The following is a 23,544-nucleotide window of genomic DNA, read 5'->3' as shown; positions in this document are numbered from 1 at the left end:
GGGTCCTAGGGCTCTCGGGAGCGCGGGGCGCTGAGGCGCTTAAGAGACTAGGCGCTCAGGAACGGACCGGAGGCCTCAGCCGCAATCCGACTCTCGCCGATTGCCGCCGGAAGCCGGACGCCGATCACCAGGCTTCAGCCGTCACCGGACTTCGATAAATGCCCCTGCCTCCCGCTCAGCTCGCGGCTTGGGCTCCTCGGCCGCATGCCCCACGGCAACCGCCCCCATCGGATCCCACCCTCCCGGCAGCCCCAGAACGTCCCGTACGACATCCCGGCAGAACATCGTCGACGACACCCACGCCGAGCCCAGCCGCTCCCCGGCCAGCGCGACGAGGAAGTTCTGCACGGCGGCGCCCGCGGCGACCACGAACATCTCGCGCTCGGCCCCGTCCCGGCGCGCATCGCCATACGTGTGCGAGCCGTCCATGACGAGACAGGGCACGACGAGATACGGCGCGTTGCGCAGGACATCCCCCCGCCGTACGCGCTTGGCGATGGACTCCTCGCTCTTCCCGTCCTGCTCCAGGTCGGCTGTCCAGGCGTCCCGCATGGCGTCGAGAAGCCGTGTACGGGACTCCTCCGACTCCAGGAGGACGAATCGCCACGGCGTCGTGTGATGCGGGGCCGGCGCGGTCACGGCGGCGGCCACCGCACGGCGTACGGCCTCCGGATCGACGGGCTCGTCGGTGAAGGCCCGTACGGTACGCCGCTGGGTGACGGCCTCCCGTACGGCCTCGGAGGTGCCAAGCCGGAACATGTCGTCGCGCGCACCGCGCACCATGGCCCGCGCCCCCTCGTCTTCATCGGTGCCTGTGATGCCTGTGGTGTCTGTGATGACCACGTGGGGCAGCCCGCGCACCACGGCGACGGGCAGCCCGTCGGCCTTGCCCTTGACCAGGTCGCCCGCGGCAGCGAGTTCGTCGGCCGTGGCGACGACGGTGGCGCCGAGCGGATTGCCGTACGCGTCGGTGCCGCCCCGGAGATCGTCGAGCACCCGGACACCGGCGGCACCGATGGCGACATCGGTGAGCCCGGTACGCCACGGCCGCCCGAACGTGTCGGTGACGAGCACCCCGACATCGACGCCCAGCGCGTCCCGCACCCCGGCCCGTATCGCCCGCGCGGAGGCATCGGGGTCCTCGGGCAGCAACAACACAGTCCCCGCAGGTGTGTTGGAGGCATCGACCCCGGCCGCGGCCATCACGAGCCCCTGCCGGTTCTCGACGATCCGCAACGCCCCGCGCCGCGCCACCACCCGCACGGTCTCGGCATCGATGGCGGCTTCCCGGTCGACGGCCTCGACGACCCGCCCCTCGGCCTTGGACACGACCTTCGAGGTGACGAGCAGTACGTCACCATCGAGCAGCCCGGGCTCGGCGTCGGCGATCAGCTTGGCGAGATCGTCCCCCTCACGAATCTCGGGCAGCCCGGGAAGCGCCCAGACCCGGTAACCGGGCACCGCACGCGCCGGACCTTCCTCGGCCGCGGCCAACTCCTGCGCATCCGGCCCCGAAGCACGCCCGCCGTTCAAGCGCCCCCCACCTCTTCCGCCAACGCCAGCGCCTCCCGGGCCATCCGGGTCGCCGCCGCCAGGTCGGTCATCAGGAGGGGTACGGCACGGCAGCGGATGCCGGCGGACTCCACACGGTCCACAGCGGAGGCGTCGACCGTGTCGACGAGCCAGCCGTCGAGGAGCCCCGATCCGTAGTGCTCGGCGACCGCGGCGGCCGTGGACTCCACGCCGATGGCCGCGAGGACCTTGTCGGCCATGCCGCGCACGGGCGCGTCCCCGACGATGGGGGAGAGGCCGACCACGGGCACCCCGGCCTCGGCGATCGCCTCCCGGATGCCGGGCACGGCGAGGATCGTGCCCACGGACACGACGGGATTCGACGGCGGGAAGATCACCACGTCGGCCGAGGCGATCGCCTCGAGCACCCCGGGCGCCGGCTTCGCCTGGTCCGCGCCGACGGGCACCACCGCGTGCGCGTCGACGGACGCCCGCAGCCGCACCCAGTACTCCTGGAAGTGAATGGCCTTGCGCTCGCCGTCCGTCTCGACGGCCACATGAGTCTCGACGCGGTCGTCGGTCATGGGGATCAGCCGAACCCCCGGTTTCCACCGGTCGCACAGCGCCTCCGTCACGGCGCTGAGCGGATATCCGGCGCTCAGCATCTGCGTGCGGACGATGTGCGTCGCGAAGTCCCTGTCACCGAGCCCGAACCACTCGGGCCCCACCCCGTACGCCGCGAGTTCCTCCTTGAGGTGGAAGGTCTCGTCGGCCCGCCCCCAGCCCTGCCCTTCGTTGATGCCGTCGCCGAGCGTGTACATCACCGTGTCGAGGTCCGGGCAGACCTTCAGCCCGAAGAGATGGATGTCGTCCCCGGTGTTCCCGATGACGGTGACCTCCGCGTCCGGCACCGCCTGCCGCAGACCACGCAGAAACCGGGCACCGCCGATGCCGCCTGCCAGAACCACAATGCGCATGAGACTCAGTCTTGCAGGCGGGTACGACAACGCGTCAGGCGGTCACGTCAGCCGGTCGCCTCAGGCGGTGACGACATTCTCCTGCTCCTGATCCGCGTGCCGCTGATCCGCATGCTCCCGTTCCGCGTGCTCCTGCGGGCGCGACGCGGCGCAGCGGGTCGCGTGCGCGTGCATCGGCATCTCGGTCAGCCCCGGGTAGTAGACGTGCAGGCTTATGGCTGGCTCGAGCGAGTCGTTGACCACTTCGTGGACATACGCCGGCGCGAACACCCTTTGGGCGCCGGCCTCCAACGCGCGGGTGCCGCGCTCCGTGCGCTCCGTCAGTGCGCCCTCCAGGACGGTGAACACGCCGGAAGAGCGACCGTGGTCGTGCAGCCCGCTGCCCTGGCCGGGCACCCAGGAGAGCAGCCATACCTCGTAACCGGGGCCGGTGCGCAGCCGGTGGTACCACCGGGACGTCGCGTCGTACTGGACGAGGTGCTCCCACTGGGAGCGGTCGGCGGCGATGGAGCGGGCCAGCCCGACGAAGTCGGCCACGGTGGCCGGATGCTCGCGGGGCGCCTGGAGGAGGTGCGGGACCTCAAGGATGTCGCCGGCGATCTGAAGGTCGCTGTCGCTGTTCATGGAGTGCGGTGGTTCCTCGGCTGAAGAGGCGTAAGGCCTGTGCTGGAGATCTGGAGGCGCCCTTGTCACGGGCGGAAGGGACCAGCGGCCAGGTGCGGGTGGACCTGGCGGCAGCGGGAGCGCTGGGAAGGCTCAACAGCTGCGACAACAACAGCTACAGCGGACATGGGCAGCACCGAGGGACCCGGCGGTGCGGGTCGAGGTGAGCGCCAAGTTCGCGAGCATGCCCACAAGGACACCGGTTCACACCTTCAGTGTCAACTCGATGTCCGGTATGCAGGAGATGTTTCACCTCATCCGGTTCCTCTGGAAGGTGAAGGGTTTGTTCTGGAGCCCGCCGGGACACATGGCGCAACAACCGGGCACGCAAACCTCGTTGCGATCCTGTGATCGGAATGTGATCCGGATCGCTTCGTGTGTCGGCCGGAACGAGATCGAACTCCCGGGCGTCCTTCCCTGTACAGGTCCTGTGCGGGGCGGCAGTCCCGACTGGGTCTCTTCCTGCTGTCAGGGTTTATGCCGATTTGAACACTTTCCGCATAGCCTTGGTTCCGCAGAGTGAATAAGGGGCCCAATAGCAGATCTCGGCTTGACTCGCCCGGAGCCGCACACTTGTAATTTCACTCGTGTCGTTCAGCCGGAATCGGTAACGGCAGCATCACGGGGACGCGAGACGGACGAGGGGCGCACATGACCGAGCTGTTTCAGGAACTGCTGGTCGACGAGGCCGACGAGGAGCTCGGTTGGCAGGAGCGGGCGCTCTGCGCGCAGACCGACCCCGAGTCCTTTTTCCCCGAGAAGGGCGGCTCCACCCGGGAGGCCAAGAAGGTCTGCCTCGCCTGCGAGGTCCGCTCCGAGTGCCTCGAGTACGCCCTCGCCAATGACGAGCGCTTCGGCATCTGGGGCGGTCTGTCCGAGCGTGAACGGCGCCGCCTGAAGAAGGCCGCCGTATAGGGGCTCGTCCAGGAGATTTCGTACCGATCGGCCCGTCGCAGGTGGGTTATCCACAGGGGGCGGGCCGAGGTGTTGTCCAGCCGTTAGTGTGGGCCTCCGTCCGAGACACCCCAGTGCCCGCACAGGGCACAGGCGTCCACCGCAGTCCATCGAACCGGGGCCCGTACCTCGATGTCCGCGCACAGCCATCCGGCAGCTCAGTACGACGCTGCCGCAGCAGCGTTCGACCCGTCACGCCCGGCGGCGTTCGACCCGGCCCGCCCGCCCGAGTTCCCGCGGCACGTGGTCACCGCCGTGCTGGTTTCGCACGACGGCGGCCGCTGGCTGCCCGACGCCCTCGCCGGGCTGCTCGGTCAGGAACGCCCGGTGCAGAACGCCGTGGCTGCCGACACCGGCAGTGCGGACGACTCCGCCCGGCTGGTCACCGAAGCGCTCGGCGCCGACCGGGTGCTGCACCTCGCCCGGCGCACCGGCTTCGGCCAGGCCGTCGACGAGGCCGCCCGCACCGCCGGCGCGCTCACTCCGGACGACCTGCCGTACCTGAAGCGACCCAGCGGCTGGGACCCGGTGACCCGCACCTGGCGCGACGACGCGTACGACATGCCGGAACTGCCGTACGGCGAGCCCGTCCAGTGGCTGTGGCTCCTGCACGACGACTGCGCCCCCGAACCCGACAGCCTGGCCCAGCTCCTCCGTGTCGTCGAGAACGAGCAGGAGCTCGGCAAGGACGTCGCGATCGTCGGACCCAAGCTCCGCGGCTGGTACGACCGCCGGCAGCTCCTCGAGGTCGGCGTCACCATCGCCAACAGCGGCCGCCGCTGGACCGGCCTTGACCGGCGCGAACAGGACCAGGGCCAGCACGACCACGTACGGCCGGTGCTGTCCGTGTCCACGGCCGGCATGCTGATCCGCCGCGACGTCTTCGAACAACTCGGCGGCTTCGACCGGCGGCTGCCCCTGATGCGCGACGACGTCGACCTGTGCTGGCGCGCCCAGGCCGCAGGGCACCGCGTCCTCGTCGCCCCCGAAGCGGTCGTACGCCACGCCGAGGCGGCCTCCCGCGAGCGGCGCACCGTCGACTGTGTGGGCCGTACGTCCGCCTCCCCGCACAAGGTCGACAAGGCGGGCGCCGTCTACACGCTGCTCGTCAACTCCCGAAGCGCCGTACTGCCCTGGGTCCTGCTGCGGCTCGTGCTCGGCACACTGCTGCGCACCGTCGCGTACCTCGTCGGCAAGGTTCCCGGACAGGCGGTCGACGAAATCCGAGGTCTTCTGGGGACGCTGCTGCGACCCGAGCGGATCATCGCCGGGCGGCGCAGGCGCGGCCGTCCGCAGGTCGACAAGGGAGAGCTGCGCGAGCTGTTCCCGCCGCCCGGTGCCACCGTGCGGGCCACCATCGAGCAGGTCGCGGGCAATCTCGTGGGCAGCTCCGATCCCGAGCTGACCGCGGCCGGCCGGCACGGCGGCGCCGTCGAGTCCGGGCCCGGCGGAGATGACGCCGACTTCCTGGAGATCGAGCAGTTCGCCCGGCTCAAGCGCGTCGCCCGCAAGCCCGGGCCCGTGCTCTTCGTAGTGCTCCTCTTCGCCTCGCTCATCGCCTGCCGGGAACTGATCGGCGGCGGTGCGCTCGCGGGCGGCGCCCTCCTGCCGGCACCCGCCGACGCATCCGCGCTCTGGGCGCGCTACCTGGACGGCTGGCATCCCGTCGGCGCCGGTGGCACCCAGTCCGCGCCGCCCTATCTGGCGCTCGTCGCGCTGCTCGCCAGTGTGCTGTTCGGCTCCACCGGGCTCGCGGTCACCGTCCTGCTCGTCGGCTCCGTGCCTCTGGCCGGTTTCGCCGCGTACTTCTCCTCCCGGCCCCTGGTTCAGTCGCGCCTGCTGCGCGCCTGGGCATCCATCGCGTACGCCTTCCTGCCCGCCGCCACCGGAGCGCTCGCGGGCGGCCGTATCGGCACCGCCGTGCTCGCCGTCCTGCTGCCCCTCATCGCGCGCGCGGGCATCGCGGCGAGCGGCCTCGCCTCGACGACGGCGCGCGGTAGCTGGCGTGCCACCTGGGCGTACGCGCTGCTGCTGACCCTGGCCACCGCCTTCACGCCGATCGTGTGGCCCATCGCCCTGGTGCTGGGCCTCGCGCTGCTGGCCGTGCGGCGGGCCGAGATCGTCGCCTACGGGCTCCGTTTCCTGGCCCAGCTCGGCACTCCGCTGCTGGTCCTGGCGCCCTGGTCGCTGTCACTGCTGCCCTTCGGCTTCTTCCAGGAGGCAGGCCTCGAGTTCGGCGAGGGGTCGGCGTCCGCGCTCGACCTGCTCGGCGGCAGCCCGGGCGGCCCCGGCACCGTCAGCGGGCTGATGCTCATCGGCATCGTGTGCGCCGCGCTGGCCGCCCTGCTGCGCGCAGAGCGTCAGTTGGGAATCTGGACGGCCTGGGCGGCAGTCCTTTTGGGGCTCGTTTTCGCCGTCCTGTCCAACGGTTCCACCTGGGCCGGGCCCGCCACGCTCGTCTATGGCCTCGCCCTCCTCGCCGCCGCCGCGCTCGGCGCCGACGGGGCACGCTCGCGTGTGGCCGAGCAGAGCTTCGGCTGGCGTCAGCCGGTCGCCGCGCTCATCGCGTTCGCCGCCGCCGCGGGACCGCTGCTCGTCGCCGCCGGGTGGATGATCGGCGGCGCGGACGGGCCCCTCGAGAGGCGCGACCCCGTCCAGGTGCCCGCGTTCGTCGCCGAGGAGAGCAGCACCCGCGACCAGGCCCGCACCCTCGTCCTCGACAGCGACTCGACCGCCCGGGTCGGCTACACGCTCGTACGCGGCTCCGGTGCCCGGCTCGGCGACGCCGAACTGACCACCGCGGACGGCGAGAACAAGAAGCTCGACTCCGTCGTCGCCAACCTCGTGGCCGGCTCCGGAGCCGACCAGGCCGACCAGCTCGGCGGATTCGCCGTGCGCTACGTACTCGTGCACCAGGGAGCGCCCCGCGAGGTCAGCCGCGTCCTGGATGCCACGCCAGGACTGACCCGGCTGAGCCAGCAGGACGGCAGCGCCCTGTGGCGCGTGGACCGGCAGGTCTCCCGCGCGGCCATCGTCCCCGACTCCGGCGACCCGCAGCCCATCGCTGCCGGACCGGTCGAGGTGCACACCACGATCCCTTCGGGCACCGCAGGACGCGTACTGCGTCTCGCCGACACCGCCGACGAGGGCTGGACCGCCACCCTCGACGGCAAGCCGCTCACCAGGACCACGCTCGACGGCTGGGCGCAGGGCTTCGAACTGCCCGCCGGTGACGGCCGGCTGGACGTCACCTTCGAGCCGCCTGCGCTCCACACCGGCTGGCTGTGGGCCCAGGGCGCGCTCGCTGTCGTCCTCGTGGTCCTCGCCCTGCCCGGCCGGCGCCGCGACGTCGACGACGACCTCCCGGAGGAGCCGGTCGTCCCCGCCCAGCCCGTCTCCGGCGAGGGCCGCAGGGCCCGTCGGCTGCGTGCCCAGGCCGAGGCCGAACAGACAGCCCAGGACGACCAGTTCCCGCCGGGCGCCCCGCCTCCTCCCCCGCAGGAGCCACCGGTCCCGGCCGCCGTCCCGCAGCAGCAGCCCTATAGCGAGTGGGAGACGACGGCGTACGCGGGCTCGGGCTCCGAGTACGGCACGTACGGCGACCAGTACCAGGGAGCTCAGCAGTACCAGGCGGGCACCTACGAGCAGCAGCCGTACCAGGAGGACCCGTACCAGGCAGGCCAGTACGACCCGTACGCGTACGGGTCGGGGACCCCGGCCTACGACCCGACGCAGCCGTACGCCCAGGGATACGAAGCGCCGTACGACCCCGCGCAGCAGCAGCCGCAGCCGCCGCACGGAACCGACCGTGAGCGCCCCGACGGGAGCCAGCAGTGAACCGCCCCACCGTGTCCCTGATCGCCGCTGTGGCCGCGCTCGCCGCCGTCGCCGGATTCGCCTCCCTCACCGAGCCGGAGGCCTCCGGCTCGGACACGGCGGCGAAGACGGCCACCCAGATGCCCGTGGAGCGCACCAGCCTGCTCTGCCCGGGGCCCAGCGCCTCGGACGTCGCCGAGACCGCGTACACGTCGTTCACGCCCGTCACGGAGGGCGCCGACACGAACGGCAGGGCCGAACTAGCCCCGGCGGGCGAGGAGTCGGCGAACGGCTCCGAGAACAGCGACAAGGAGAGCGGCAACAGCGGCAACGGCGACAAGGAGGCGGCCAAGAAGCCCGTCCTGACGCCGAAGGAGCCCGGCAAGCCGGTCACCGGAGAGGTGTCCGGTGCCGACGCGCCCGCGCTCATCGGCACCGCCGAAGGCGGCTTCGCCCCCGGCTGGACCGTCCAGCAGACCACTGAGGTCCCGTCGGGCACCGGCCGCGGCCTGCTCGGCGCCAACTGCACGGCTCCGGACACGGAGTTCTGGTTCGCGGGCGCCAGTACGGCCGAGGAGCGCACCGACTACGTGCATCTCACCAACCCCGACGACTCCGCCGCCGTCGCCGACATCGAGCTGTACGGCAAGGACGGCCGCCTCAAGTCGGCGTCGGGGGAGGGCATCCAGGTCCAGCCGCACTCCACCGAGCCGGTGCTGCTGTCCACGCTGATCGACGAGCAGCAGAGCGACCTCACGGCGCACGTGACCGTTCGAAGCGGCCGGGTCGCCGCCGCCGCCCAGGCCCTCGACGACAAGCTCGGCGGCGACTGGCTGGCAGCCTCCACCGACCCGGCGGGCAGCCTCGTCCTGCCGGGCATCCCCAAGGACGCCACGTCCGTACGTCTGGTCGCCTTCACGCCCGGCGACCTGGACGCCGACCTGAAGGTGCAGCTGGCCTCGCAGTCGGGGCTGATCACGCCCGCCGGTAACGAGACGCTGCACGTGAAGGCCGGCATGACGGCCGCCGCGGACCTCGGCGACCTCACGCGCGGCGAGGCGGGCTCCCTGGTGCTGACGCCGACCGAGGAGGCCGTGCCGGTCGTGGCCGGGCTTCGGGTCGTGCGGGGCAAGGGCGACAAGCAGGAGACGGCGTTCATCCCGGCCACCCGCCCGGTGGGCACACGCGCGACGGTCGCCGACAACCGCTCCAAGGGCTCCACGCTGTCCGTGGCCGCCCCCGACGAGGCCGCCGAGGTCAAGGTCACCGCCTCTGCCGGCAGCGAGGGTGGCACGGCCACGAGCAAGACGTACAAGGTCAAGGGCGGTACCACCCAGGACATCGAGGTGCCCGTTCCCAGCGGCCTCAAGGGCTCGTACGCGCTGACCGTCGAGCCCGTCTCCGGAGGCCCCGTCTACGCGGCGCGGACGCTGGAGATCCCCGAGGGCGGCATACCGAGGTTCACGGTCCAGACCCTGCCGGACGACCGGGGGATGGTGGCGGTGCCGGACGCGGAGCAGGATCTCTCGGTGTTGCAGAAATAGAGGTACGTGCTGCAGCAGGTGTCGCAGAAGCGATGCTCCTGTGGACGTCAGTCCTCGCCGTACCGGGGATCCACCGTCTCCGGAGTCAGCCCCAGCAGCTCGGCGACCTGCTCCACCACGACCTCGTGGACCAGGGCCGCACGCTCGTCGCGTCCCTTGGTGCGGATCTCGACCGGACGGCGGTAGACGACGACGCGTCCCGGCCGGCCGTCGCGCGCCGCGATCGTGCCGCCCAGGGGTACCGCCTCGTCGCTCCAGTCCCCGCCCCTCTTCGGTTCGAGGCGTGGCACCTCCAGCACCACGAAGTCGATGTCGGCAAGCTGCGGCCAGCGCCGCTCCAGCCGCTCCACGGAGTCCTGCACCAGATCCGCGAACACCTCGGCCCGGCTCGCGGCGAGCGGCACCTGGGGCGGCGCGACGGGTCCGCGCATTCCCCGGCCGTGGCGGTCACGACGGCGGGGCCTGGGGTCGGCGGCGCGGGGCGATACGGGGGGTACGGGGTTGTCCATCACTGACGAAGCGTAGTCCTCGTACGGCCGGGGTGCCCGGCCTCCACGCTGCTGCCCGACCGTCTCCGGGCGGGCTGCCCGACCTCCATGGACAGGTCCCGCCACACGCGCGCGGCAGTCGCGGGACATGTCGCTTGATGACCATTCCAGCCAAGCTTGGGCTCGTTTCCGTATCTCTACGAACCGTCGAACTCGCGGCAGTTGACATGATTTGCACCAAGTGGTGATCGGATCCAGGCTGTCCGGTATTTCGGCACGGCGTGTACGCGCAGGTCAGCCGGACTCGTGCGGATTTTCGTGTGGCCGGTGTCACAGGACGACACGGTGGGGTGACCTGGGGAAGATCCGTCGCGGCCCGCTCAAGAGTGCGGTACCGTCCAACGTCGTGAGCCCTGTACGTCGCTGTTCGCGCACCGCTTGCGGCCGCCCCGCCGTCGCGACGCTGACGTACGTCTACGCCGACTCGACCGCCGTCCTCGGCCCGCTCGCCACCTACGCCGAACCCCACTGCTACGACCTGTGCGCCGAGCACTCCGAGCGCCTCACCGCCCCGCGCGGCTGGGAGGTCGTCAGGCTTGCAAACGGCTCCGCTCCCTCCCGCCCCAGCGGCGACGACCTGGAGGCGCTCGCCAACGCGGTGCGTGAGGCGGCCCGGCCCCAGGAGCGCGCGGCGCAGGCCGGTGGAGCGCGCGGTGCGGACCCGATGGAGGTCGCACGCCGCGGCCACCTGCGGGTACTGCGCTCGCCTGACTCCTGACCTCTCCTTCAACCGCCCGTCCCTGACGGGAACTTCACTCGGTGCGCGGGTGCGCATTTTCACGCTGTCCTGTACAGGCATGCCGTACGGGCATTGACGAGCACTTGTCGCGGACACGACCATTCCCTCACCCGTGAGAAATCGCTTTCCGCATCGCGGAATCCGGGGAGGTTCTGTGTACGTCCAGGAACTGGAGCCCGTGGCCGGCTCGCTCGGCCTGTCCGCGTTAGTCGCGGCTCTGCCCCTCGTCCTCGTCCTGGTCCTGCTGGGCGGCGTCCGCATGAAGGCGCACCTGGCGGGACTCATCGGCCTCGCGGCGGCGGCCCTGGTGGCCTGCTTCGCGTACGGCATGCCCCTCGGCCAGACGGTCTCCAGCGCCGCACAGGGCGCCGTCTTCGGCCTCTTCCCCATCCTGTGGATCGTCGTCAACGCCCTGTGGGTGTACCGGATGACCGTCCGTACCCGGCACTTCGACATCCTGCGCCGCTCCTTCGGGCGGCTCTCCGACGACCCGCGCATCCAGGCGCTCGTCGTCGCTTTCTGCTTCGGCGCACTCCTGGAGGCCCTCGCGGGCTTCGGTGCGCCCGTCGCGATCTGCTCGGTCATGCTGGTCGCACTCGGCTTTGAACCCGTCCGCGCGGCCGTGGTCGCGCTGGTCGCCAACACCGCGCCCGTCGCCTTCGGCGCGATGGGCACGCCAGTCGTCACGCTCGCCCAGGTCACCGGACTGCCCCTGGACTCGGTGGCCTCCGTGGTGGGCCGCCAGACGCCGCTGCTGGCCCTCGTGGTGCCGCTTGTGCTCGTCGGTCTGGTGGACGGGCGGCGCGGACTGCGCGAGACCTGGGTGCCCGCCATGGCGTGCGGAGTGGCCTTCGCCGTGGCCCAGTTCGCCGCCTCCAACTACGTTTCCGCCCAACTCGCCGACATCGGCGCCGCCCTGGCCGGAGCGGGCGCCCTGGTGGCGATGCCCCAGGCGCGCAGGCCCGCCGCCGAGCCCGTACGCGTGGCTGTCCTGACCGGCGTACGCAGTGAGGACCTGGACGAGGAGGACCCGCGCCCCGAGGTGGTGCGGGCCTATGCGCCGTACGTCCTGATCGTCGCGATCTTCTCTGTGGCCCAGATCCCCGCGTTGAAGGACTTTCTGGCGAAGGCGACCCGCACCTTCGACTGGCCCTTCCTCAACGTCGCTAACCCGGACGGGGAGCCCGTCGGCGGCAATGTCTTCTCGTGGCCGATCGTCTCGACCGGCGGCACGCTCGTGCTGCTCGCCGGGGTGGGCACGGCGGTCGTTCTCGGGGTGCACGCGCGCGTGGCCGTCAAGGAATGGGCGGCGACCGTCCACGAGTTGAGGTTCGCGATCCTCACCGTGACGTCCGTCCTGGCGCTCGCGTACGTCATGAACCTCTCGGGGCAGGCCGCCACGATCGGCTACTTCGTGGCGGCGGCGGGTGCGGGGCTCGCCTTCCTGTCACCGGTTCTGGGGTGGTTCGGTGTCGCCGTCTCCGGGTCGGACACCTCAGCCAACGCACTCTTCGGGGCCCTGCAGGTCACCGCGGCACGGGAGTCCGGGCTCTCACCGGAGCTCCTCGCAGCCGCCAACAGTTCGGGCGGTGTCCTGGGGAAGATGATCTCGCCGCAGAACCTGACCATCGCATGCGCGGCCGTCGGCCTCGCGGGCCGCGAAGGGGACCTGCTGCGCAAGGTGCTGCCATGGAGCATCGGGCTGCTGCTGGTCATGTGCCTGATCGTGGTCGGGCAGAGTTCCGTCGTACTGGAGTGGATGCTTCCGTAAGTCCTGGCGCAAGTCCCGGTGCGATCTCTCGGAGACCGCCCGGTCCAGTGTCGGTCCGGGCGGGTAGTTTGGGGCACCGATGAGGAATCCAGGAGGGTTGGCCGTGGCTGCTGATCTGTCGCAGGTCGTGAAGGCGTATGACGTACGCGGGGTGGTCCCGGATCAGTGGGACGAGCCGCTGGCAGAGCTGTTCGGCGCGGCCTTCGCGCAGGTGACCGGCGCGAGCGCGATCGTGGTCGGGCACGACATGCGGCCCTCGTCGCCAGGCCTGTCGCGGGCCTTCGCGCGTGGGGCGACGGCGCGCGGCGTCGACGTGACCGAGATCGGACTGTGCTCGACGGACCAGCTGTACTACGCGTCGGGGGCGCTGAACCTGCCGGGTGCGATGTTCACGGCCTCGCACAACCCCGCCCAGTACAACGGCATCAAGATGTGCCGGGCGGGCGCCGCCCCGGTCGGCCAGGACACGGGCCTCGCCGAGATCCGTGAACTGGTCGAGGGCTGGGCGGACTCCAGTGCCCCGGAGCCGGCGGCCACGCCAGGAACGATCACGCAGCGCGACACGTTGGAGGACTACGCGGCGCACCTCCGCTCCCTCGTCGACCTGACCTCCCTCCGCCCTCTGAAGGTCGTGGTCGACGCGGGCAACGGCATGGGCGGCCACACGGTCCCCACGGTCTTCGCCGGCCTGCCCCTCACCCTCGTTCCGATGTACTTCGAGCTGGACGGCACGTTCCCGAACCACGAGGCCAACCCGCTGGACCCGGCGAACATCGTCGACCTCCAGAAGCGCGTACGCGAAGAGGGCGCCGACCTCGGCATCGCCTTCGACGGCGACGCCGACCGCTGCTTCGTGGTCGACGAGAACGGCGGACCGATCTCACCGTCCGCGATCACCGCCCTGGTCGCCTCCCGCGAGCTGGCCAAGCACGGCGGCAAGGGCACCGTCATCCACAACCTGATCACATCGTGGTCGGTACCGGAGGTGGTCCGGGAGAACGGCGGCACACCGGTACGCACGCGCGTGGGCCACTCCTTCATCAAGGCCGAGATGGCCAGAACCGGCGCCATCTTCGGCGGCGAGCACTCCGCGCACTACTACTTCGCCGACTTCTGGAACGCCGACACGGGCATGCTCGCCGCCCTCCACGTCCTGGCGGCTCTCGGCGGCCAGGGGGGCCCGCTGTCGGGCCTGGTCGCCCAGTACGACCGCTACGCCGGCTCCGGAGAGATCAACTCCACGGTTGACGACCAGAAGGCCCGCCTCGCCGCGATCAAGACCGCGTACGAGGGGCGTGAGGGCGTCACCCTCGACGAACTCGACGGCCTGACGGTCTCCTCCGACGACTGGTGGTTCAACGTCCGCGCCTCCAACACCGAACCCCTGCTCCGCCTGAACACAGAGGCCCGCGACGAGGCAACGATGACGAAGGTACGGGACGAAGCACTGGCGATCATCAGAGGCTGAGTGCGCGCCCGCGGTCCGAGACTCGGCCTTCGGCCGGCTCTAGCTCCTCAAGCGCCGGACGGGCTGATTTTCAGTCTGGGGGCACCCCCAGCGGTAGCTGGGGGAGCTTGAGGACGAGGCCGCCAGGCCGATGACAGGGGTCTGGGGGCGGAGCCCCCAGTCTCGGGAAGGGGCGGGCTTGGGGAAAGAGACACCCCCCAGCACCCCGCCCCCCACAGCGGTACTCTGACCAGGCCCCATCCGCCCACATTCCACCCCGAAGGGACCCCCAAATGCCGCTGGAAGCCGGCCTCCTGGAGATCCTCGCCTGCCCGGCCTGCCACGCCCCCCTCAAGGAGGAGGACACCGAGCTGATCTGCACCTCCCAGGACTGCGCCCTGGCATACCCGGTCCGCGACGGCATCCCGGTCCTCCTGATCGACGAGGCCCGCCGCCCCGCGTAAACCCCAAAGACAGTGACCGGCGCCCGGAGGCTGCCCCACATGCTCGACGAATCACTGCTCGACGACCAGGAGGCGCTCGCCCGCGCCGACCGCCGCGAGCTGCTCCGCGGCGCCGCAGAAGCCGGCGCCCGCGTACGCACCGCCGTCCGGCACGCCACCGAGGCAGGAATCGCCGAGCTCAAGCCGGACGGCCGCCCAAGGGCCATCCTGATCGCGGGCCCCGGCCTGGCCGCCATCGGCGTCGCCGACCTGCTCGGCTCCCTCGCCGGCGCCGCCTGCCCCGTCACCCGGCTCACCCCCGGAGGCGTGGCCCCCGCCGCGGGCGCCCTCCTCTGGGAGCTGCCCGGCTGGGCGGGCCCCGTGGACCTGCTCCTGATCGCCACGCCCGACGGCAGCGAACCGGGCCTGTCGATCCTCGTCGAGCAGGCTTACCGACGCGGCCTCACGGTCGTAGCGGTCTGCCCGCCCCAGGCCCCGCTGACCGAGGCGATCACGGGCGCCCACGGCCTTGCCGTACCGATGGCAACCGCCCCCTACGAGCCGCAGGCACCGGCCGCCGCCTCGGCCCCCGGTTCGCTGTGGGCACTGCTCACCCCGCTGCTCGTGCTGCTCGACCGCACCGGCCTGCTGTCCGCCCCGCCCGACGTCCTGCAGAAGGTCGCCGACCGCCTCGACCACGTCGCCGAACGCTGCGGTCCGGCAATCGCGACGTACAGCAATCCCGCCAAGACGCTCGCCGCCGAGCTCGCCGAGGCGCTCCCGGTGATCTGGACCGAGGGCCAGTCCGCGGGCCCCGCGGGACGCCGCTTCGTCGCCGCGATGGCGGAACTCGCGGGCCGCCCCGCGCTCACCGCCGAACTCCCCGAAGCGCTCGCCGCGCACAGCGTGCTGCTCTCGGGCGCGCTGGCAGCCGGCGCCGACCCCGACGACTTCTTCCGCGACCGCGTCGAAGAGGCACAAGCCCTCCACGCGCGCGTGGTCCTGCTGCGCGACCGCCCCGCTGGAGGCCGCACGGCCGCTCCTGCCGCCCGAGACCTCGCCCTCAGCCACGACACCGCGATCAGCGAACTCGAACCGGAGGACGGCAGCGACCTGGAGACCCTCGCGGAGCTGATCGCCATCACGGATTTCGCGGCCGTTTACCTGGCGCTCACCGCGGGGGCCTGATGCTTGCCCAGCGGCGGATCACCGTGACTGCCGCGAACTGGCCGAGTCCCGTGACAGTCGTGAGCTGGCCGAGCCCGTGACAGTCGCGAACCGGCCGAGCCCGTGACTGCCGTGAACGGGTCGACCGCCGCGAATACGTGAACACGTGACCGCGTGAACAGAGAGCGCAGAGAGAACCCCATGGATCGCCTCGACAACACCATCCGTCCCTACGCCTGGGGCTCCACCACCGCCATCCCGCGGCTCCTCGGTGTCGAGCCGACCGGCGAACCGCAGGCCGAGATGTGGATGGGCGCCCACCCCGGCGCGCCCTCACGCACGGCCCGCGGTCCCCTCACCGAGCTCATCGAGGCGGCCCCCGAGCGCGAACTGGGTACCGAGACGGTCGCCAAATTCGGCCCGCGCCTGCCGTTCCTCCTCAAGATCCTCGCAGCCGGCGCCCCCCTCTCCCTCCAGGTGCACCCCGACCTGGCCCAGGCCAAGGAGGGTTACGAGGGCGAGGAGCGCCGCGGCGTCCCGATCGACGCTCCGCACCGCAACTACAAGGACGCCAACCACAAGCCCGAACTGATCTGCGCGCTCACGGAGTTCGACGGCCTGTGCGGATTCCGGGCTCCGGACGAGGCCGGCGACCTGCTCGCCGCCCTGGAGATCGACTCCCTCAAGCCGTACGTCGACATGCTGCACGCCCACCCCGAGGACGCTGCCCTGCGCGAGGTGCTGACGGCAGTCCTGTCCGCGGACCCCGAGCAGATGGCCACGACGGTCACCGAAGCCACCGCGGCCTGCACACGCCTCGGCGGCCCGCACGCCCCGTACGCCGAAATCGCGCACCACTACCCCGGCGACCCGGGCGTCATCGCCGCGATGCTGCTCAACCACGTCCGGCTCCAGCCCGGCGAGGCCCTGTTCCTCGGCGCCGGCGTCCCGCACGCGTATCTGAACGGCCTCGGCGTCGAGATCATGGCCAACTCCGACAACGTCCTGCGCTGCGGCCTCACCCCCAAGCACGTGGACGTCCCCGAACTCCTGCGGATCGTCCGCTTCGAGGCGAGCGATCCCGGCGTACTGCGCCCCGAGGCGTCCCCCGACGGCGAAGAGGTCTACGAGACGCCGATCGACGAGTTCCGCCTCTCGCGCTACGTCCTACCGCAGGGCACCGCGGCACACGAACTCACCCTCCGCACCCCGCAGATCCTCCTGTGCACCGCGGGCTCCGTACAGGCGGGCGAGCACGCTCTCACGCTCACGCCTGGCCAGTCCGTGTTCGTACCGGCGGGCGAAAAGGCCGGAGTGTCCGGCACCGGCACGGTCTTCCGGGCCACTGTTGTGGCCTGAGACAGCCGTGGTGATGGCCAGGGCGACGGTCTGATGCACCACTGTCGGACCGGGCTGCAACAATGGCCCACCGCAAAGGGCGGGCAAAGCCGGGTCGGCAGACGGAATGCCCCGGACTGCAGACGAAGGGACATCGGGAACACATGAGCGCGTCAGGCGGCACCAAAGCGATCGTGGCGGCACTGCTCGCCAACCTCGCGATCGCGGTAGCGAAGTTCGTGGCGTTCATCTTCAGCGGTTCCTCGTCGATGCTCGCCGAGTCCGTGCACTCACTCGCCGACTCCGGCAACCAGGGACTGCTGCTCCTCGGCGGCAAGAAGGCCCAGCGCGAGGCCACCCCGCAACACCCCTTCGGCTACGGCCGCGAGCGCTACATCTACGCCTTCCTCGTCTCGATCGTCCTCTTCTCGGTCGGCGGTATGTTCGCGATCTACGAGGGCTACCAGAAGATCAAGCACCCGCACGAGATCGACCACTGGTACTGGCCGGTGGGCGTCCTCGTCTTCGCGATCATCGCCGAGACCTTCTCCTTCCGGACGGCCATCAACGAGTCCAACGTCCTGCGCGGCAAGCAGTCCTGGAAGGAGTTCGTACGCCACGCCAAGGCGCCCGAGCTGCCCGTCGTCCTCCTGGAGGACCTGGGCGCGCTGGTCGGTCTGATCCTGGCACTCGGCGGCGTGAGCCTGGCGCTGGCCACCGGCGACGGAGTCTGGGACGGCATCGGCACCCTCTGCATCGGCGTCCTGCTCATCCTCATCGCGCTCGTCCTGGCCGCCGAAACCAAGTCGCTCCTCCTCGGTGAGGCCGCCGGCGTGGAAGAGGTCAAGAAGATCGAGGCGGCCATCGTCGACGGCGACACGGTCACCGGCATCATCCACATGCGCACGCTCCACCTCGGCCCGGAGGAACTTCTGATCGCCGCCAAGATCGCCGTCCAGCACGACGACACGGCCACCGAGATCGCCGCCGCCATCAACGCCGCCGAGTCCCGCATCCGCGAAGCCGTCCCCATCGCCCGAGTCATCTACCTCGAGCCCGACATCTACAGCGAAGCCGAAGCAGCAAAGGGCTCAGACCGCGAGGCCGCCCCGGGCGGCCCGGCCGAGCCGGCCGAGCACTGATCTCTCCGGCACGGGTTTTCCGTACGAGGAGGAGCCCACCCTCTGCTTCGCACGCACGCAGGCCCGCCGAACCGCCAACGGTTCGGCGGGCCTTTCGGCGTTCTGGCAGACGATCCGCCGCCGGACATTTTCGGCCCCGATCGAACCTTGAGCGCAGGAAGGTGAGTTGCCCTCTGTTCCTGGGCTCGTAGCCCTCCTGCAACCCACCTCCTTCGTGCCCCCGTTCTCCGCCTCCGTGTCTCAGTCTGGCCGGAGGCGGACTGGGGTCCGCTGGGCCGATCGGTGTAGGTTCGTACACTGAGCCAGACGTCGCTGCTGATGGCGGTCGGGCGGCCCCGTGCGGGCCGACCGAGGGAGAGAGGGCCTCCGACGGACTGCGCTGCGCACAGGCGTCGGGCATTCGTATGCTCGACACCGCGCAGATCAGCCGTACCCACCTCGACCCAATCCGAGGAGCAGCTCGCATGACGACTGTCGAAAACCGACAGGACTACAAGGTCGCCGACCTCTCCCTGGCCGACTTCGGCCGCAAGGAGATCACCCTCGCCGAGCACGAGATGCCCGGCCTGATGGCGATCCGCAATGAGTACGCCGAGGCGCAGCCCCTCGCGGGCGCCCGCATCACCGGCTCCCTGCACATGACCGTGCAGACCGCCGTGCTCATCGAGACCCTGGCCGCCCTGGGCGCCGAGGTCCGCTGGGCCTCCTGCAACATCTTCTCCACGCAGGACCACGCCGCCGCTGCCATCGCGGTCGGCCCGAACGGCACGCCCGACAACCCCAAGGGCATCCCGGTCTTCGCCTGGAAGGGCGAGACACTGGAGGAGTACTGGTGGTGCACGGAGCAGGCTCTGACCTGGCCGAACACGCCCACCGGCGGCCCGAACATGATCCTGGACGACGGTGGTGACGCCACCCTCCTCGTCCACAAGGGCGTCGAGTACGAGAAGGACGGCAAGGTCCCGTCCGTCGACACCGCCGAGAACGACGAGCACCGCGTCATCCTGGAACTCCTCAACCGGACGATCTCCAACGGCTCGCAGAAGTGGACCCAGCTCGCCTCGGAGATCCGCGGCGTCACTGAGGAGACCACGACCGGCGTCCACCGCCTGTACGAGATGCAGCGTGAGGGCACCCTCCTGTTCCCGGCGATCAACGTCAACGACGCCGTCACCAAGTCGAAGTTCGACAACAAGTACGGCTGCCGCCACTCCCTGATCGACGGCATCAACCGCGCCACCGACACCCTGATCGGCGGCAAGACCGCGGTTGTCTTCGGCTACGGCGACGTGGGCAAGGGCTGCGCGGAGTCCCTGCGCGGACAGGGCGCCCGCGTGATCATCACCGAGATCGACCCGATCTGCGCCCTCCAGGCCGCGATGGACGGTTACCAGGTCACGACCCTGGACGAGGTCGTCGACAAGGCCGACATCTTCGTCACCACGACCGGCAACAAGGACATCATCATGGCCTCGGACATGGCCAAGATGAAGCACCAGGCGATCGTCGGCAACATCGGCCACTTCGACAACGAGATCGACATGGCCGGCCTCGCGCAGCTCCCGGGCATCGTCAAGGACGAGGTCAAGCCGCAGGTCCACACCTGGAAGTTCCCCGACGGCAAGGTGATCATCGTCCTCTCCGAGGGCCGCCTGCTGAACCTGGGCAACGCGACCGGCCACCCGTCGTTCGTGATGTCCAACTCGTTCGCGGACCAGACCCTGGCCCAGATCGAGCTGTTCACCAAGCAGTCCGAGTACCCGACCGACGTCTACGTGCTCCCCAAGCACCTCGACGAGAAGGTCGCCCGCCTCCACCTCGACGCACTCGGCGTGAAGCTCACCACGCTCCGCCCCGAGCAGGCCTCCTACATCGGTGTCGAGGTCGAGGGCCCGTACAAGCCGGACCACTACCGCTACTGAGCACCCTGCCGAGCAGCGGTACCACCGCTCGGCTCACGGATGTCAGCAGGCCCTCGCCGTCATGGTGGGGGCCTGTCCCCGATGAGGACCCAACCCATGCCCCGCGGCCGATATTCGCTCCACGATCCGCACGACCACACCCCCCTCGCTGAAGAGAACTTCCACTGTGCGCCCGGCCCCTCCGGCTGGCGCTACGTCTCCCAAGTGACCACCCCCTCCGGCGACCCCGCCGGTTCCGTCGACCTCGCCCTCGACGACCTCGGCCGCCCCATCCGTCTCGAACTCCACGCCGCGAGTTGGCAGGTCCGAGGCGCCGCCCTCGACGGCGTCACCTGGGTCCGCACCGACCCGACGGGAACTCACGCCACCGAAGGCAATGTCCGAGCCCACGCCTTCACCGGCACATCCCCCGCATTCCTCATCGCCACCGCACGTCTGCTGCGCCTCACCCCCGATTCCTCCGCCACTCGCGTACGCCTCGTCGCCTTCACCGACCCGGTCCTGGCCCCGCGCACCGTCGACCAGTCCTGGGCCTTGATCAAAAGAGAAGCACACGCCACTGACAACGACCCCCTGACGGTGGACGAATACCAGGTCACAGCCCTGGACACGGGCGAGCAGCACACCGTCCACCTCTCCGGCGACGTCGTGCTCTCCGCACCCGGCGTCGAACTCGAGGATCTCGAGTCCCCGCCGTCGACGTTCAGCTGACCGCTCACAGGGCGTCCAGGGTCACGCGGGCGGTACGAACCCGGTGGCGGGGCGCTCGCTCCCGGCATCCTGCGGAGCTGCGGCCGGGGCCCCCTGCTCTGCCGTCGGTGTCGCCCCAGAGCCCGAGGGGGGAACCGCCGGGCCCGCGCTTGGGGGATAGGCGGAGTTCGGCGGCTGCACCGCAGGGTAGGAAGCAGAATCGGCGGGCGGCATGGGGGTGGTGGCTCGGCCGGCCGGCCCAGCCCCGCCGCCGTTGCCCCCGACGGGCCCCTCGCCGGAGGACGCTTCGCTGCCAAACGCCCGCCGGGCCTCCCGTGCCTGCCGCTCGTGCATCACGGCCGCCAGATACGCCGCCGGTGGCACTCCCTGCGGCGCCGGAGCCCCGGTGCGCTCCGCGACGTCGGCCGCGAGCCGCTCCGCCATCGCCCCACCGACCTGCGGATCCAACTGCTGCATCCGCGTCAGATACTGCCGAACCGCAAGCCACAGCCCATCGGGGACCGCGGACAGATCAAGCCCGGAAAACCGCCCCGCCAGCCAAGGCGGCGGCGGGGGAACGAAAGGCGTACGCCCGGCAGGAATCCGCTCCCGCACGACCAGGGTCCCCGCGAACACATCACCGAGCCGCCGCCCCCGTGCCGACACGAGCGACGCGATGCACGCGACGATCCCGAGCGTCATCAGGATTTCGACCACACCGACCGCCCCACGCACCAGCGCATGCCGGAATCGGATCGGCCCACCGTCGTCCCGCACCACCCGCAGCCCGCACGCCAGCTTCCCGAGCGAACGCCCATGACTGAGCGTCTCCACCGCGATCGGCCCGCCCACCAGTACAAGGAGGAACGCGGCGATGGACACCGCAGTCTGCGCTGCCTCGTCGAGACCGGCCGTGGAGACCACAAGGGCCACCGTCACAGCGACATACGCGGCCATCGCCGCCACCAGGTCGATCAGCACGGCCAGCGCCCGGCTCGGCAGCTTCGCGGGGCGCAGCTCCAGTGCCACCGCCTCGCCCGTCACAAGCTCACTCACGCCCGCCGTCCTTCCCCGAACTGCCCTGAGAACAGCCAGTCTGCCAAGCTGAGGGCACATCGCGCCGCAGTGCGACAAGCTGACCACACGACGAGCAGCCGAGGAGCAGCCAACCCGATGGACCTCGACGTCTTCGTGTCCGCCCACCGCGCCGAGTGGGACCGGCTCGACGCACTACTGCACCGCCAGCGCCGCCTCACGGGCGCGGATGCCGACGAACTCGTCGCCCTGTACCAACGCACGGCGACCCATCTCTCCCTGATCCAGTCAAGCGCCCCGGACCCCCAACTCACCGGCCGCCTCAGCCAACTCGTGGCACGCGCGCGTAGCGCCGTAACAGGCACACGTCGAGCCTCCTGGCGCGACGTCACCCACTTCCTTGCGTACGGTTTCCCCGCCGCGGTCTACCGCTCACGCCACTGGTGGGTCCCCACAGCGCTCGTCTCCACCGCGGTCGCGGCCATCCTGGGGTGGTGGATCGGCACCCACCCCGAGGTCCAGTCCTCGATCGCGGCCCCCAGCGAGCTACGAGAGCTCACCCGCCCCGGCGGCCAGTACGAGACGTACTACTCGAGCAACCCCGCGGCATCCTTCGCGGCCCAGGTATGGACGAACAACGCCCAAGCGGCGGCCATGTGCCTCGTTCTGGGTGCCTTCTTGTGCCTGCCGGTCATCTGGATCCTCTTCCAGAACATGCTCAACCTGGGCGTGGGTATCGGCCTGATGTCCTCGGCGGGCCGCCTGGACACCTTCCTGGGCCTCGTCCTGCCGCACGGCCTCCTGGAACTGACCGCCGTATTCGTGGCCGCCGGTACGGGGCTACGTCTCGGCTGGACCCTGATCGACCCAGGCCCCCGCTCCCGTCGTGCGGCCCTCGCCGAAGAGGGCCGCGCCGCCCTGGGCATGGCGATAGGCCTCGCCCTGGTCCTCTTCGTCTCCGGCGCCATCGAAGGCTTCGTCACCCCGTCCGGCCTCCCGACCTGGGCCCGCATCACCATCGGCATCGCCGCCGAACTGGCCTTCCTTGCGTACGTCTACGTTCTGGGCGGTCGCGCGGCGCGAGCCGGCGCCACGGGCGACGTCGAGGAGACGGAGCGCAGCGCCTCCGTACCGACCGCCGCCTGATGTGCAGGCACTCCGGCCGAGGTGTTAACCTCGTACCTCGCCCCACGGGAGCCGTTGACACGGGACCTGGGGGGAGGTAGATTTACACAGTTGCGCGGAGGAGCTGGACAGCTTCGATGGCAACAGTGATCGTCTATCTATCCGCTTCTCGGGATCCACTCCCGCAGAAGCCCTCCCGATTATTCAGGAACGAGTGGCCGGTAAGTCCGGTCGAAAACTTCTGATAAAGTCGGACCCGCCGAAAGGGAGCCGCAAGGCTACTGAATAGGCAAGGCCCTCCAGCTGGCCACCGAAGCGAATTCCGAGCCGGAAACGGAAACGGAAAACAGTTCTGGTAAGGTTGGAAAAACCGAAGGGAAGCCCGGAGGAAAGCCTGCGAGGGTGAGTACAAAGGAAGCGTCCGTTCCTTGAGAACTCAACAGCGTGCCAAAAATCAACGCCAGATATGTTGATACCCCGTCTCCGATCGGATCTGTTTCGGTCGGGAACGAGGTTCCTTTGAAGAATACACAGCGAGGACGCTGTGAACGGCCGGGCTTATTCCGCCTGGCTGTTCCGCTCTCGTGGTGTCGTCCCGCAGTCTTTAATTAGACGCAGCCGGGAATACATTCACGGAGAGTTTGATCCTGGCTCAGGACGAACGCTGGCGGCGTGCTTAACACATGCAAGTCGAACGATGAACCACTTCGG

The 23,544-nt window shown here is 70.4% G+C and carries 18 protein-coding genes and 1 rRNA gene; 14 read left to right on the top strand and 5 right to left on the bottom strand.

Annotated features, from left to right (window positions below; genetic code table 11):
- Nucleotides 1-141: 141 nt before the first annotated feature.
- Genes ABD357_RS18300 through ABD357_RS18290 form a run of 3 tightly spaced genes read right to left on the bottom strand, consistent with a single transcriptional unit; the run spans nucleotide 142 to nucleotide 3,113 of the window.
- On the bottom strand, nucleotides 142-1,494 hold the full coding sequence (locus tag ABD357_RS18300) for a coenzyme F420-0:L-glutamate ligase (protein ID WP_344391575.1): 1,353 nt from the start codon (nucleotides 1,492-1,494) through the stop codon (nucleotides 142-144).
- Between the two features lie 35 nt (nucleotides 1,495-1,529).
- Nucleotides 1,530-2,489 carry a 2-phospho-L-lactate transferase gene (gene cofD, locus ABD357_RS18295; protein WP_344391350.1) on the bottom strand — a complete coding sequence of 320 codons (960 nt, stop codon included), beginning with the start codon at nucleotides 2,487-2,489 and terminating at the stop codon, nucleotides 1,530-1,532.
- A 60-nt stretch (nucleotides 2,490-2,549) separates the two neighbouring features.
- Nucleotides 2,550-3,113 (bottom strand): cysteine dioxygenase, encoded by a 564-nt coding sequence (locus ABD357_RS18290; RefSeq protein WP_344391349.1) that lies wholly within the window; start codon nucleotides 3,111-3,113, stop codon nucleotides 2,550-2,552.
- Nucleotides 3,114-3,803: 690 nt separating this feature from the next.
- Here ABD357_RS18290 and ABD357_RS18285 point away from each other — a divergent pair.
- From ABD357_RS18285 to ABD357_RS18275, 3 genes are all read left to right on the top strand, one after another.
- Nucleotides 3,804-4,067, top strand: coding sequence for a WhiB family transcriptional regulator (locus ABD357_RS18285; protein ID WP_119102212.1), 264 nt, complete (start codon nucleotides 3,804-3,806; stop codon nucleotides 4,065-4,067).
- A gap of 171 nt (nucleotides 4,068-4,238) precedes the next feature.
- Nucleotides 4,239-7,943 carry a glycosyltransferase gene (locus tag ABD357_RS18280; protein WP_344391348.1) on the top strand — a complete coding sequence of 1,235 codons (3,705 nt, stop codon included), beginning with the start codon at nucleotides 4,239-4,241 and terminating at the stop codon, nucleotides 7,941-7,943.
- On the top strand, nucleotides 7,940-9,466 hold the full coding sequence (locus ABD357_RS18275; protein WP_344391346.1) for a DUF5719 family protein: 1,527 nt from the start codon (nucleotides 7,940-7,942) through the stop codon (nucleotides 9,464-9,466). Before ABD357_RS18280 ends, ABD357_RS18275 begins: the two co-directional genes overlap by 4 nt.
- A 47-nt stretch (nucleotides 9,467-9,513) precedes the next feature.
- Here ABD357_RS18275 and ABD357_RS18270 read toward each other — a convergent pair whose 3' ends face one another.
- On the bottom strand, nucleotides 9,514-9,975 hold the full coding sequence (locus tag ABD357_RS18270) for a metallopeptidase family protein (RefSeq protein WP_344391574.1): 462 nt from the start codon (nucleotides 9,973-9,975) through the stop codon (nucleotides 9,514-9,516).
- A 385-nt stretch (nucleotides 9,976-10,360) separates the two neighbouring features.
- Here ABD357_RS18270 and ABD357_RS18265 point away from each other — a divergent pair, with 385 nt between their 5' ends.
- The 9 genes from ABD357_RS18265 (at nucleotide 10,361) to ABD357_RS18225 (ending at nucleotide 20,694) form a co-directional block, all read left to right on the top strand.
- Nucleotides 10,361-10,732: a DUF3499 domain-containing protein gene (locus tag ABD357_RS18265; protein ID WP_328771132.1), complete on the top strand. Its 372-nt coding sequence runs from the start codon at nucleotides 10,361-10,363 to the stop codon at nucleotides 10,730-10,732.
- A gap of 175 nt (nucleotides 10,733-10,907) precedes the next feature.
- Complete coding sequence (locus ABD357_RS18260) at nucleotides 10,908-12,524, top strand: L-lactate permease (RefSeq protein WP_344391344.1); 1,617 nt, start codon at nucleotides 10,908-10,910, stop codon at nucleotides 12,522-12,524.
- Between the two features lie 103 nt (nucleotides 12,525-12,627).
- Nucleotides 12,628-13,992: a phosphomannomutase/phosphoglucomutase gene (locus ABD357_RS18255; RefSeq protein WP_344391343.1), complete on the top strand. Its 1,365-nt coding sequence runs from the start codon at nucleotides 12,628-12,630 to the stop codon at nucleotides 13,990-13,992.
- Nucleotides 13,993-14,264: 272 nt separating this feature from the next.
- The gene (locus ABD357_RS18250; RefSeq protein WP_344391342.1) at nucleotides 14,265-14,435 is read left to right on the top strand and encodes a Trm112 family protein; all 171 of its coding nucleotides are present in this window, start codon (nucleotides 14,265-14,267) and stop codon (nucleotides 14,433-14,435) included.
- 39 nt (nucleotides 14,436-14,474) lie between these two features.
- Nucleotides 14,475-15,602, top strand: coding sequence for an SIS domain-containing protein (locus ABD357_RS18245; RefSeq protein ID WP_344391341.1), 1,128 nt, complete (start codon nucleotides 14,475-14,477; stop codon nucleotides 15,600-15,602).
- A gap of 180 nt (nucleotides 15,603-15,782) precedes the next feature.
- Nucleotides 15,783-16,940, top strand: a complete 1,158-nt coding sequence (gene manA / locus ABD357_RS18240) for a mannose-6-phosphate isomerase, class I (protein WP_344391340.1) — start codon at nucleotides 15,783-15,785, stop codon at nucleotides 16,938-16,940.
- 143 nt (nucleotides 16,941-17,083) lie between these two features.
- The gene (locus ABD357_RS18235; protein ID WP_344391338.1) at nucleotides 17,084-18,061 is read left to right on the top strand and encodes a cation diffusion facilitator family transporter; all 978 of its coding nucleotides are present in this window, start codon (nucleotides 17,084-17,086) and stop codon (nucleotides 18,059-18,061) included.
- Nucleotides 18,062-18,525: 464 nt separating this feature from the next.
- Nucleotides 18,526-19,983 (top strand): adenosylhomocysteinase, encoded by a 1,458-nt coding sequence (gene ahcY, locus ABD357_RS18230; protein WP_344391337.1) that lies wholly within the window; start codon nucleotides 18,526-18,528, stop codon nucleotides 19,981-19,983.
- A 96-nt stretch (nucleotides 19,984-20,079) separates the two neighbouring features.
- The gene (locus tag ABD357_RS18225) at nucleotides 20,080-20,694 is read left to right on the top strand and encodes a hypothetical protein (RefSeq protein WP_344391336.1); all 615 of its coding nucleotides are present in this window, start codon (nucleotides 20,080-20,082) and stop codon (nucleotides 20,692-20,694) included.
- A gap of 21 nt (nucleotides 20,695-20,715) precedes the next feature.
- Here ABD357_RS18225 and ABD357_RS18220 read toward each other — a convergent pair whose 3' ends face one another.
- Nucleotides 20,716-21,729, bottom strand: a complete 1,014-nt coding sequence (locus tag ABD357_RS18220; RefSeq protein WP_344391335.1) for an RDD family protein — start codon at nucleotides 21,727-21,729, stop codon at nucleotides 20,716-20,718.
- 117 nt (nucleotides 21,730-21,846) lie between these two features.
- Between ABD357_RS18220 and ABD357_RS18215 the strand changes: the two genes are divergently transcribed.
- Nucleotides 21,847-22,854 carry a stage II sporulation protein M gene (locus tag ABD357_RS18215; protein WP_344391334.1) on the top strand — a complete coding sequence of 336 codons (1,008 nt, stop codon included), beginning with the start codon at nucleotides 21,847-21,849 and terminating at the stop codon, nucleotides 22,852-22,854.
- Nucleotides 22,855-23,462: 608 nt separating this feature from the next.
- Nucleotides 23,463-23,544 (top strand): 16S ribosomal RNA (locus ABD357_RS18210); the annotation flags it as partial.

Origin of the sequence: Streptomyces vastus (assembly GCF_039532825.1) — a bacterium.
Taxonomy (GTDB): Bacteria; Actinomycetota; Actinomycetes; order Streptomycetales; family Streptomycetaceae; genus Streptomyces; species Streptomyces vastus.
Note: the sequence above shows the minus strand (reverse complement) of the source record. Positions and strands in the feature narration are given on the sequence as shown.

Coding starts and splice junctions, on each gene's coding strand:
- cofD (WP_344391350.1), bottom strand. CDS start 2,489: ATGCGCATTGTGGTTCTGGCAGGCGGCATCGGCGGTGCCCGGTTTCTG.
- ABD357_RS18290 (WP_344391349.1), bottom strand. CDS start 3,113: ATGAACAGCGACAGCGACCTTCAGATCGCCGGCGACATCCTTGAGGTC.
- ABD357_RS18285 (WP_119102212.1), top strand. CDS start 3,804: ATGACCGAGCTGTTTCAGGAACTGCTGGTCGACGAGGCCGACGAGGAG.
- ABD357_RS18280 (WP_344391348.1), top strand. CDS start 4,239: ATGTCCGCGCACAGCCATCCGGCAGCTCAGTACGACGCTGCCGCAGCA.
- ABD357_RS18270 (WP_344391574.1), bottom strand. CDS start 9,975: ATGGACAACCCCGTACCCCCCGTATCGCCCCGCGCCGCCGACCCCAGG.
- ABD357_RS18250 (WP_344391342.1), top strand. CDS start 14,265: ATGCCGCTGGAAGCCGGCCTCCTGGAGATCCTCGCCTGCCCGGCCTGC.
- ABD357_RS18245 (WP_344391341.1), top strand. CDS start 14,475: ATGCTCGACGAATCACTGCTCGACGACCAGGAGGCGCTCGCCCGCGCC.
- manA (WP_344391340.1), top strand. CDS start 15,783: ATGGATCGCCTCGACAACACCATCCGTCCCTACGCCTGGGGCTCCACC.
- ABD357_RS18235 (WP_344391338.1), top strand. CDS start 17,084: ATGAGCGCGTCAGGCGGCACCAAAGCGATCGTGGCGGCACTGCTCGCC.
- ahcY (WP_344391337.1), top strand. CDS start 18,526: ATGACGACTGTCGAAAACCGACAGGACTACAAGGTCGCCGACCTCTCC.
- ABD357_RS18225 (WP_344391336.1), top strand. CDS start 20,080: ATGCCCCGCGGCCGATATTCGCTCCACGATCCGCACGACCACACCCCC.
- ABD357_RS18215 (WP_344391334.1), top strand. CDS start 21,847: ATGGACCTCGACGTCTTCGTGTCCGCCCACCGCGCCGAGTGGGACCGG.